The sequence below is a fragment of the Pseudomonas sp. G5001 genome (assembly GCF_013385475.1).
Taxonomy (GTDB): Bacteria; Pseudomonadota; Gammaproteobacteria; order Pseudomonadales; family Pseudomonadaceae; genus Aquipseudomonas.
The window spans coordinates 1-10,743 of record NZ_JACAPZ010000048.1 but is presented as its reverse complement, the minus strand read 5'-3'; the positions used below and the strand labels follow the sequence as shown (position 1 = coordinate 10,743).

General features: G+C 61.3%; 9 protein-coding genes. All 9 read left to right on the top strand.

Annotated elements, in window-relative coordinates; genetic code table 11:
• Nucleotides 1-57 precede the first annotated feature (57 nt).
• The 9 genes from arcC (at nt 58) to HX805_RS29320 (ending at nt 10,589) form a co-directional block, all read left to right on the top strand.
• The gene (gene arcC / locus HX805_RS29360; protein ID WP_177069071.1) at nt 58-987 is read left to right on the top strand and encodes a carbamate kinase; all 930 of its coding nucleotides are present in this window, start codon (nt 58-60) and stop codon (nt 985-987) included.
• An 18-nt stretch (nt 988-1,005) separates the two neighbouring features.
• Nucleotides 1,006-1,368 (top strand): DUF5064 family protein, encoded by a 363-nt coding sequence (locus HX805_RS29355; protein ID WP_003220051.1) that lies wholly within the window; start codon nt 1,006-1,008, stop codon nt 1,366-1,368.
• Nucleotides 1,369-1,567: 199 nt separating this feature from the next.
• Nucleotides 1,568-3,076, top strand: coding sequence for a sigma-54-dependent transcriptional regulator (locus HX805_RS29350; RefSeq protein ID WP_102605962.1), 1,509 nt, complete (start codon nt 1,568-1,570; stop codon nt 3,074-3,076).
• A gap of 402 nt (nt 3,077-3,478) precedes the next feature.
• Nucleotides 3,479-3,862 (top strand): glycine cleavage system protein GcvH, encoded by a 384-nt coding sequence (gene gcvH, locus HX805_RS29345; protein ID WP_003220049.1) that lies wholly within the window; start codon nt 3,479-3,481, stop codon nt 3,860-3,862.
• Nucleotides 3,863-3,872: 10 nt separating this feature from the next.
• Complete coding sequence (gene gcvP, locus HX805_RS29340) at nt 3,873-6,719, top strand: aminomethyl-transferring glycine dehydrogenase (protein ID WP_177029099.1); 2,847 nt, start codon at nt 3,873-3,875, stop codon at nt 6,717-6,719.
• A gap of 142 nt (nt 6,720-6,861) precedes the next feature.
• Nucleotides 6,862-8,238, top strand: coding sequence for an L-serine ammonia-lyase (locus HX805_RS29335; RefSeq protein WP_177117542.1), 1,377 nt, complete (start codon nt 6,862-6,864; stop codon nt 8,236-8,238).
• Nucleotides 8,239-8,277: 39 nt separating this feature from the next.
• Entirely contained in the window at nt 8,278-9,402 is a 1,125-nt protein-coding gene (gcvT, locus tag HX805_RS29330; protein WP_003220046.1) for a glycine cleavage system aminomethyltransferase GcvT, read from the top strand.
• Nucleotides 9,403-9,792: 390 nt separating this feature from the next.
• The gene (locus HX805_RS29325; RefSeq protein ID WP_003220045.1) at nt 9,793-10,005 is read left to right on the top strand and encodes a cold-shock protein; all 213 of its coding nucleotides are present in this window, start codon (nt 9,793-9,795) and stop codon (nt 10,003-10,005) included.
• A gap of 95 nt (nt 10,006-10,100) precedes the next feature.
• Entirely contained in the window at nt 10,101-10,589 is a 489-nt protein-coding gene (locus tag HX805_RS29320; RefSeq protein WP_017475695.1) for an RDD family protein, read from the top strand.
• Nucleotides 10,590-10,743: the final 154 nt, after the last annotated feature.

Genomic DNA, 10,743 nt, shown 5'->3' with positions numbered 1-10,743 from the left:
CCGCTCCCACATTTGGCCCGGTGTTCACAACGCTGGATTCTGGAAGGACAACCTTATATGCGTATCGTCGTTGCACTGGGCGGCAACGCCCTTCTGCGCCGTGGTGAACCCATGACCGCAGACAATCAACGGGCCAATATCCGTATCGCCACCGAACAGATCGCCAAGATCCACAAAGGCAACGAGCTGGTGATTGCCCACGGCAATGGCCCGCAAGTGGGCCTGCTGTCGCTGCAGGCTGCCGCCTACACCCAGGTTTCACCTTACCCGCTGGATGTGCTGGGCGCCGAAACCGAAGGCATGATCGGCTACATCATCGAACAGGAACTGGGCAACCTGCTGGACTTCGAAGTGCCGTTCGCCACGCTGCTGACCCAGGTCGAAGTCGACGCCAAGGACCCGGCCTTCCAGAACCCGACCAAGCCCATCGGCCCGGTGTACTCCAAAGCCGAAGCGGAAAAACTGGCCGCCGAAAAAGGCTGGGCGATTGCCCCCGATGGCGACAAGTATCGCCGCGTGGTGGCCAGCCCACGGCCGAAGCGGATCTTTGAAATCCGCCCGATCCAGTGGTTGCTGGAAAAAGGCAGCATCGTGATCTGCGCCGGCGGCGGCGGGATTCCGACGATGTATGGCGAAGACGACAAGCTCAAGGGCATTGAAGCCGTGATCGACAAAGACCTGTGCTCCTCGTTGCTGGCCGGGCAACTGGACGCCGATTTGCTGGTGATCGCCACCGACGTCAATGCCGCCTTTATCGACTTCGGCAAGCCCACCCAGAAAGCCATCGGCCAGGCACACCCGGACGAAATCGAAAAGCTCGGCTTCGCTGCCGGCTCCATGGGGCCCAAGGTCCAGGCCGCGTGCGAGTTCGCCCGCCAGACTGGAAAAACCGCAGTGATCGGTTCACTCTCGGACATCGAAGCAATTGTCCAGGGCAGCGCCGGCACCCGCATCAGTACCGCAAAACCTGGCATCACCTACCTGTGAAGTAGAGGAGAAACGCCTATGGCTACCTTTGAACCTGGTCACCTGCACATCGAACGCCACGCGCTGAACAAGGATGACTACAGCTACAACCTGTGCATCGACTACGAAGTCAGCCAGGACCCAAAGGAAGGCAAGGGAATGCTCTTCAAGATGCACGGCACAGTGCAGGGCAAGGAGCTCAAGGAAGAGTTCTTCCTGCCCAAGGACCAGTCGTTCGACTTCGCCCGGCAGGCGATGAACATCGCGCAGAAGTACGGCATGCCGAAGATTGCCGTGCTCAATGGCCAGATGCACAAGCAGTACGATTTGATGTTTGAGGATGTGCGCCATCAGTTGGATGTGAAGCCTGGGGATCCGGTCAAACCCGAACACCTCGAATAACCTGATTTCCCAGGCACCAACTATCAAATGTGGGAGCGGCGGTGCGACGATTCGACTTGCTCGCGAATGCGGTGTATCAGCTGATACATCCGGTGACTGACACACCGCATTCGCGAGCAAGCCCGCTCCCACATTTTGATCTCCATCTTCTCCAAGGCATACTTGCCACCTCTCGCTCGCCAGAACCGCTAACCGCCCCATGCGTATCCACGTCAGCTTCATCGACCGCGTCGGCATCACCCAGGAAGTCCTGGCCTTGCTCGGTGGGCGCAATCTGAACCTGGATGCGGTGGAAATGGTTCCGCCCAACGTCTACATCGACGCCCCGACCCTAAGCGCCGAGGTACTGGAAGAGCTGCGTGATGCACTGTTCAGCGTGCGCGGCGTGCAAGCCGTGACCGTGGTCGACATCCTCCCCGGCCAGCGCCAGCACCTGCAACTCGATGCCCTGCTCGCCGCCATGACCGACCCGGTACTGGCCCTGGACAGCGCCGGCAAGATCCTGCTGGCCAACCCGGCGCTGATCGCCTTGTACGGTCGTGAACCCGCCGGGGAAAGCATCAACGAACTGTTCGACGACCCAACCCTTCTGGCCACCCTGCTGGAACACGGCTTTCGCCTGGCCCTGCGGGAAATCAGCGTCAACGGCCAGACCCTGCTGCTGGACGCCACGCCGATCACCGACGCCGGCGCCCTGCTGACCCTGTACCAACCCAACCGCATCGGCGAACAACTGTCGGCGCTGCACCATGACCACGCCGAAGGTTTCGACGCGTTGTTGGGCGAGTCCCCGGCGATCCGCACCCTCAAGGCGCGGGCGCAACGGGTGGCGGCGCTGGATGCACCGTTGTTGATCCAGGGCGAGACCGGCACCGGCAAGGAGCTGGTGGCCCGTGCCTGCCACGCCATCAGCGCACGCCACAGCGCGCCGTTCCTGGCCCTGAACTGCGCGGCGCTGCCGGAGAACCTGGCCGAGAGCGAACTGTTCGGCTACGCCCCCGGCGCCTTCACCGGTGCCCAGCGCGGCGGCAAGCCGGGGCTGATGGAACTGGCGAACCAGGGCACGGTGTTCCTCGACGAGATCGGCGAGATGTCACCGTACTTGCAGGCCAAGCTGCTGCGGTTTCTCAACGACGGCAGCTTCCGCCGGGTGGGCGGCGACCGTGAGGTGAAGGTCAATGTGCGGATCCTCAGCGCCACCCACCGCGACCTGGAAAAGATGGTCAGCGAAGGCACCTTCCGCGAAGACCTGTTCTACCGCCTCAACGTGCTCAACGTCGAAGTGCCGCCCCTGCGCGAGCGCGGCCAGGACATCCTCCTGCTGGCCCGCTACTTCATGCAGCAGGCCTGCGCGCAGATCCAGCGCCCGGTCTGCCGCCTGGCGCCGGGCACCTACCCGGCGCTGCTGGGCAACCGCTGGCCGGGCAACGTGCGGCAATTACAGAACGTGATCTTCCGCGCCGCGGCCATTTGCGAAAGCAGCCTGGTGGACATCGGCGACCTGGACATCGCCGGCACCTCGGTGGCGCGGCAGAACGATGGTGAAGTCGACAGCCTGGAGCAGGCGGTGGAAGACTTCGAGCGCGGGTTGCTGGAGAAGCTCTATGTCAGCTATCCGTCCACGCGCCAGCTGGCCAGCCGCCTGCAAACCTCCCACACCGCCATTGCCCACCGCTTGCGCAAGTACGGCATTCCCAACAAGCCCTGACTGACTGCACGCGATCAACATGTGGGAGCGGGCTTGCTCGCGAATGCGTTGGGTCAGTCAATACATTCGGCACTGACATACCGCATTCGCGAGCAAGCCCGCTCCCACATTTGATCTACGGCGCCCTCAAAAGCGACCTCCGTCTGTACTGAAAGCGCTACAGTGGAACGATATCGATACACACCGTCGTAGGCGTCGCCATGCAAGGCTTTGATCCTCATAGTCTTTTTTTCAACGGTCCAGCTGTAGCGATATCGCTACAACCACCTTCCGAACATCACCCGCCATAATCAGTAACCAATTGTTTTATAACGATAAAAAAACATTGGCCGCAATTTTGCTAAGCAACTCCCCATTATTCCAATCCCGTCCACCAGACGAATCTGGCCCTGAGGAGTTTCCATGAGCGAGTTGCGCTTTACTGAAGATCACGAATGGCTGCGCGCCGAAGCCGACGGCAGCGTGACCGTGGGCATTACCGCTTTTGCGCAGAACGCGCTGGGCGATGTGGTTTTCGTGCAACTGCCTGAGCTGCAGTCCTACGACAAAGGGGCAGAAGCCTCCACCGTTGAATCGGTCAAGGCCGCCAGCGGCGTATACATGCCATTGGACGGCGAAGTCCTCGAAGTAAACGACAAGCTGGACGGCAGCCCCGAGCTGGTCAACGAAGACCCGATGGGCGAAGGCTGGTTCTTCCGCTTTAAACCGGCTGATGCCGACGCAGTAGCTAAGCTGTTGGATCAGGATGCGTATGACCGCCTGATCAAAGCCAACGCTGAAGCCTGAGGAGCGCGCCATGACTAATCTGACCACCGCCAACGAATTCATCGCCCGCCACATCGGCCCGCGCCAGGACGACGAGCAACACATGCTCGCCACCCTGGGCTTTGATTCCCTGGAAGCCTTGAGCGCCAGCGTGATCCCGGAAAGCATCAAGGGCACCGCTGTGCTGGGCCTGAGCGACGGCCTGAGCGAAGCCGACGCACTGGCTTCGATCAAGGCGATCGCCGCCAAGAACGAGCTGTTCAAGACCTACATCGGCCAGGGCTACTACAACTGCCACACACCGTCGCCGATCCTGCGCAACCTCCTGGAAAACCCGGCCTGGTACACCGCCTACACGCCGTATCAGCCGGAGATTTCCCAGGGCCGCCTGGAGTCGCTGCTGAACTTCCAGACGCTGATCAGCGACCTCACCGGCCTGCCGATCGCCAACGCCTCGCTGTTGGACGAAGCCACCGCCGCTGCCGAAGCCATGACCTTCTGCAAACGCCTGAGCAAGAACAAAGGCAGCAACGCGTTCTTCGCCTCCGTGCACAGCCACCCGCAAACCCTCGACGTATTGCGCACCCGTGCCGAGCCGCTGGGCATCGACGTGGTGGTGGGCGACGAGCGTGAACTGACCGACGTCAGCGCCTTCTTCGGCGCCCTGCTGCAATACCCGGCCAGCAACGGTGACGTGTTCGACTACCGCGAACTGACCGAGCGCTTCCACGCCGCCAATGCGCTGGTAGCCGTGGCCGCCGACCTGCTGGCCCTGACCCTGCTGACCCCGCCGGGTGAGTTCGGCGCCGACGTGGCCATCGGCAGCGCGCAACGCTTCGGCGTTCCGCTGGGCTTCGGTGGCCCGCATGCGGCGTACTTCTCCACCAAGGATGCGTTCAAGCGCGACATGCCGGGCCGCCTGGTCGGCGTCTCCGTGGACCGTTTCGGCAAGCCGGCCCTGCGCCTGGCCATGCAGACCCGCGAGCAACATATCCGCCGCGAGAAGGCCACCAGCAACATCTGCACCGCCCAAGTGCTGTTGGCCAACATTGCCAGCATGTACGCCGTGTACCACGGCCCGAAAGGCCTGACCCAGATTGCCAACCGCATTCACCACCTGACCGCGATCTTCGCCAAAGGCTTGGGCGCATTGGGCCTGGCAGTTGAACAAGCCCACTTCTTCGACACCCTGACCATCAAGACCGGCGCGCAAACTGCTGCCCTGCACGACAAGGCTCGCGCCCAGCGCATCAACCTGCGTGTGGTCGACGGCGAACGCGTTGGCCTGTCGGTGGACGAAACCACCTCCCAAGCCGACATCGAAACCCTGTGGAGCGTGTTCGCCGGCGGTAAAGCCCTGCCGGACTTCGCCGCATTGGCTGCCAGCGTTGAAAGCACCCTGCCGGCCGCGCTGCTGCGCCAGTCGCCAATTCTCAGCCACCCGGTGTTCAACCGTTACCACTCCGAAACCGAGCTGATGCGCTACCTGCGCAAACTGGCCGACAAGGACCTGGCCCTGGATCGCACCATGATCCCGCTGGGCTCGTGCACCATGAAGCTCAACGCCGCCAGCGAAATGATCCCGGTGACCTGGGCCGAGTTCGGTGCCCTGCACCCGTTCGCCCCGGCCTCGCAAAGCGCCGGCTACCAGCAACTGACGACCGAACTGGAAGCCATGCTCTGCGCGGCCACCGGTTATGACGCGATTTCCCTGCAACCGAACGCCGGTTCCCAGGGCGAATACGCCGGCCTGCTGGCCATCCGTGCCTATCACCAGAGCCGTGGCGAAGAACGCCGCGATATCTGCCTGATCCCGTCGTCGGCCCACGGCACCAACCCGGCCACCGCCAACATGGCCGGCATGCGCGTCGTGGTCACCGCCTGCGATGCACGCGGTAACGTCGACATCGAAGACCTGCGTGCCAAGGCTATCGAGCACCGCGAGCACCTCGCTGCGCTGATGATCACCTACCCGTCCACCCACGGCGTGTTCGAAGAAGGCATCCGCGAAATCTGCGGGATCATTCACGACAACGGCGGCCAGGTGTACATCGACGGCGCCAACATGAACGCGATGGTCGGCCTCTGCGCCCCGGGCAAGTTCGGCGGCGATGTGTCCCACTTGAACCTGCACAAGACCTTCTGCATTCCCCACGGTGGTGGCGGCCCGGGCGTCGGCCCGATTGGCGTCAAATCCCACCTGACGCCGTTCCTGCCCGGCCATGCCGCGATGGAACGCAAGGAAGGCGCGGTCTGCGCCGCACCGTTCGGCAGCGCGAGCATCCTGCCGATCACCTGGATGTACATCAGCATGATGGGCGGCGCAGGCCTCAAGCGCGCTTCGCAGTTGGCGATTTTGAATGCCAACTACATTTCCCGTCGCCTGGAAGAGCACTACCCGGTGCTGTACACCGGCAGCAACGGCCTGGTGGCCCACGAATGCATCCTCGACCTGCGCCCGTTGAAAGACAGCAGCGGCATCAGCGTGGATGACGTCGCCAAGCGTCTGATCGACTTTGGTTTCCATGCGCCGACCATGTCGTTCCCGGTGGCCGGCACCCTGATGATCGAGCCGACCGAAAGCGAATCCCGGGAAGAACTGGACCGCTTCTGCAACGCGATGATCGCCATCCGCGAAGAAATCCGCGCGGTGGAAAATGGCTCGCTGGACAAAGACGACAACCCGCTGAAAAACGCGCCACACACTGCCGCGGAACTGGTTGGCGAATGGAGCCACCCATACAGCCGTGAACAAGCGGTGTACCCGGTGGCGTCGTTGATCGAAGCCAAGTACTGGCCGCCGGTTGGCCGGGTCGACAACGTGTTTGGCGATCGCAACCTGGTGTGCGCTTGCCCGTCGATCGAGAGCTACGCGTAACCTGATGTGGGAGCGGGCTTGCTCGCGAATGCGGAGTGTCAGTTGATACATCTGGTGACTGACCCACCGCTTTCGCGAGCAAGCCCGCTCCCACAATTGGACCGAGTACATCCGATAAATAATAAGAAACCGGAGAACAACCATGTCTTTAAGCGTGTTCGACCTGTTCAAGATTGGCATCGGCCCCTCCAGCTCCCACACCGTCGGCCCAATGCGCGCTGCCGCTCGATTCGTCGAAGGCTTGAAGCGCGATAACCTGTTAGCCACCACCACCTGCGTCAAGGTGGAACTCTACGGTTCCCTCGGCGCCACCGGCAAAGGCCACGGCAGTGACAAGGCCGTATTATTGGGCCTGGAAGGCGAGCACCCGGACACCGTGAACACCGAAACCGTTGCCGCCCGCCTGTTGGAAATTCGCGGCAACGCACGCTTGAACCTGCTCGGCGAACACAGCATTGCGTTCAACGAGAAAGAACACCTGGCGATGATTCGCAAACCCCTGCCCTATCATCCCAACGGCATGATCTTCCGCGCCTTCGACGCCGCCGGCTTGCAGATTCGCAGCCGCGAGTACTACTCGGTGGGCGGCGGGTTTGTGGTGGATGAAGACGCCGCCGGCCACGACCGGATTGTCGAAGACGCCACGCCCCTGACGTTCCCGTTCAAAAGTGCCAAGGACTTGCTCGGCCATTGCGCCACCTATGGGCTGTCCATCAGCCAGGTGATGCTGACCAATGAAAGCGCCTGGCGCCCGGAAGCGGAAACCCGCGCCGGCCTGCTGAAGATCTGGCAGGTGATGCAGGACTGCGTGGACGCGGGCTGTCGCAACGAAGGGATTTTGCCGGGAGGGCTGAAGGTCAAGCGCCGCGCCGCCGCGTTGCATCGCCAACTGTGCAAGAACCCGGAATCGGCGCTGCGCGACCCGCTGTCGGTGCTGGACTGGGTCAACCTGTACGCCCTGGCGGTCAACGAAGAAAACGCCAATGGCGGGCGCGTGGTGACGGCGCCCACCAACGGTGCGGCCGGGATTGTGCCGGCGGTGTTGCACTACTACATGCGCTTTATCCCGGGGGCCAGCGAAGACGGAGTGGTGCGCTTCCTGCTCACCGCCGCAGCCATCGGCATTCTATACAAGGAGAACGCCTCGATCTCCGGCGCCGAAGTCGGCTGCCAGGGAGAAGTCGGCGTGGCCTGCTCCATGGCCGCCGGCGCCCTGTGTGAAGTGTTGGGCGGTACGGTTTCCCAGGTAGAAAACGCCGCCGAGATCGGCATGGAACACAACCTCGGCCTGACCTGCGACCCCATCGGCGGCTTGGTGCAGGTGCCCTGCATCGAGCGCAACGCCATGGGTTCGGTCAAGGCCATCAATGCGGTGCGCATGGCCCTGCGCGGCGACGGGCAACACTTCGTGTCCCTCGACAAGGTCATCCGCACCATGCGCCAGACCGGCGCCGACATGAAAAGCAAATACAAGGAAACCGCCCGTGGCGGTTTGGCGGTCAACATTATCGAGTGCTGACGCCTATAAGCGCGTCCGCACGTTTTTCAGGAGCTGAATATGTCCACCGAAACCCTGTTGAAAACCCCGTTGCACGCCCTGCACATCGAACTGGGCGCGCGCATGGTGCCCTTCGCCGGCTACGACATGCCGGTGCAATACCCGCTGGGCGTGATGAAAGAACACCTGCACACCCGTGAACAAGCCGGGTTGTTCGATGTGTCGCACATGGGCCAGATCCGCCTGACCGGCGCCGGTGCCGCCAAGGCCCTGGAAACCCTGGTGCCGGTGGACATCATCGACCTGCCGGTGGGCATGCAGCGTTATGCGATGTTCACCAACGAGCAAGGCGGCATCCTGGATGACCTGATGGTCGCCAACCTGGGTAACGACGAACTGTTCCTGGTGGTCAACGCCGCCTGCAAGGACCAGGACCTGGCCCACCTGCGCCAGCACATCGGTGACCAGTGCACCATCGAGCCACTGTTCGAGGAACGCGCCCTGCTGGCCCTGCAAGGCCCGGCTGCCGTCAGTGTGCTGGCGCGCCTGGCGCCGGAGGTCAAGCACATGACCTTCATGCAATTCGCACCGACCCGCCTGCTGGGCGTGGACTGCTACGTCAGCCGCTCGGGCTACACCGGCGAAGACGGCTTCGAAATCTCGGTACCGGCCGCGAACGCCGAGGCCCTGGCCCGCAGCCTGCTGGCCGAAACCGAAGTACAGGCCATCGGCCTGGGCGCCCGCGACTCCCTGCGCCTGGAAGCCGGCCTGTGCCTTTATGGCCATGACATGAACACCGAGACCACGCCGATTGAAGCCAGCCTGTTGTGGGCAATTTCCAAGGCCCGTCGTGCTGATGGCGCACGCGCCGGTGGCTTCCCGGGCGCCGATGCGATCTTCACCCAGCAACAAACCGGCGTCAGCCGCAAACGCGTAGGCCTGTTGCCACAGGAACGCACGCCGGTCCGTGAAGGCGCAGAAATCGTCGACGAACACGGCACCGTGATCGGCAGCGTCTGCAGCGGCGGTTTTGGCCCGAGCCTGGGCGGCCCGCTGGCCATGGGTTATCTGGACAGCGCTTTCATCGCACTGGATACCGAAGTATCTGCGTTGGTACGTGGGAAAAAGGTGCCACTACGTGTAAGTAAAATGCCATTCGTGCCACAACGTTACTACCGTGGTTGATTGACTGTTCCTATAAGTAACGCGGTTGCGTTAACGTGCACTAATCTGTAACGCAACCGCCACATTAAAGTGCATTGACGATAGTCAATGTTATGTTCATTCACCTATAACAAGTGACGAATTCTATCGAATAAACGCGTTCCACATTGTGGACAGAAGTGTAACGAGGCCGAGCAAAACCTGGGGTTTTGCCGGGGCTTGTTTTTTCTGTATTAGTTGGCGTAGAGTTTGCCCACTGTGTTTGCATGGGTCGCTTTGAACCTGGACCTGGGCAGTAGCCAAAGTTTGCTACAACCCGTTCGACGTCTCTTACTTTCCTGCAATCCAGCCCAGTACTCTTTCATGTGAAAGGGGCTGTCATTAATTTTTTTGCGTCAAGGAAATAAGAAAATGGCTGATCGTCAGAGCGGTACCGTCAAGTGGTTTAACGACGAAAAAGGGTTTGGTTTTATCACTCCAGAAAGCGGTCCGGATCTGTTCGTCCACTTCCGCGCTATTCAGGGCAACGGCTTCAAAAGCCTGAAAGAAGGCCAGAAAGTGACCTTCATCGCGGTGCAAGGCCAGAAAGGCATGCAAGCCGACGAAGTACAAGCAGAAGGCTGATCCTTGCTGCGACAAAAAGCCCCTGATATGACATCAGGGGCTTTTTTATGGGCGTTCTTCCGTAAAATGGCTTTTTTCCTGCCGAGAGCCATGCCATGTCGAAACACCTGCTGAGCCCCCAAGGCGAGTTTCCCGCCGTAGGCCTGGGCCGTCGTCTGGCAGCGATGTTCTATGACTTCCTGTTGTGCACCGCCCTGCTGATCGTCACGGCCTTCATCTACAAGCTGGTGTGGATGGGGTTTGTCGGTGAGGCCAAGTTGCGGGCGCTGTCTGAGTCTGGCGCGCTGGATGGTGATCCGCTGTTGTCGACGATTTTGTTTTTTGTGTTGTTTGGGTTTTTTGCCAAGTTCTGGACGCACTCGGGGCAGACCCTGGGGATGCAGGTTTGGGGGGTGCGGGTGCAGAACGCTGATGGGTCGCGGATTAGTCTGTGGCAGGCGTTGTTGCGGTTTGTGGTGTCGATTGCTTCGTGGTTGTGCCTGGGGCTTGGGTTTATCTGGTCGTTGTTCGACAAGCAGAAGCGTGGCTGGCATGACATCTACTCCGACACGCAGTTGGTGCGGGTTCCGAAGAAAAAGAAGTAGGTTTTCAGGTTGGGGGCATATCCGTTGCTGCGGTGATGGCCGCTATTGGTTCCGCTTTTACAGCGGCTCACTTTTGAAAAGCGCAAAAGTAAGCAAAACGCTCTTGCCCCACCACTCGGCTCCTCGCCTAGGCTCGGAGTGCCCTCACTCCGGC

Coding starts and splice junctions, on each gene's coding strand:
- HX805_RS29355 (WP_003220051.1), top strand. CDS start 1,006: ATGGCTACCTTTGAACCTGGTCACCTGCACATCGAACGCCACGCGCTG.
- gcvP (WP_177029099.1), top strand. CDS start 3,873: ATGACTAATCTGACCACCGCCAACGAATTCATCGCCCGCCACATCGGC.
- HX805_RS29350 (WP_102605962.1), top strand. CDS start 1,568: ATGCGTATCCACGTCAGCTTCATCGACCGCGTCGGCATCACCCAGGAA.
- gcvT (WP_003220046.1), top strand. CDS start 8,278: ATGTCCACCGAAACCCTGTTGAAAACCCCGTTGCACGCCCTGCACATC.
- gcvH (WP_003220049.1), top strand. CDS start 3,479: ATGAGCGAGTTGCGCTTTACTGAAGATCACGAATGGCTGCGCGCCGAA.
- HX805_RS29320 (WP_017475695.1), top strand. CDS start 10,101: ATGTCGAAACACCTGCTGAGCCCCCAAGGCGAGTTTCCCGCCGTAGGC.
- HX805_RS29325 (WP_003220045.1), top strand. CDS start 9,793: ATGGCTGATCGTCAGAGCGGTACCGTCAAGTGGTTTAACGACGAAAAA.
- arcC (WP_177069071.1), top strand. CDS start 58: ATGCGTATCGTCGTTGCACTGGGCGGCAACGCCCTTCTGCGCCGTGGT.
- HX805_RS29335 (WP_177117542.1), top strand. CDS start 6,862: ATGTCTTTAAGCGTGTTCGACCTGTTCAAGATTGGCATCGGCCCCTCC.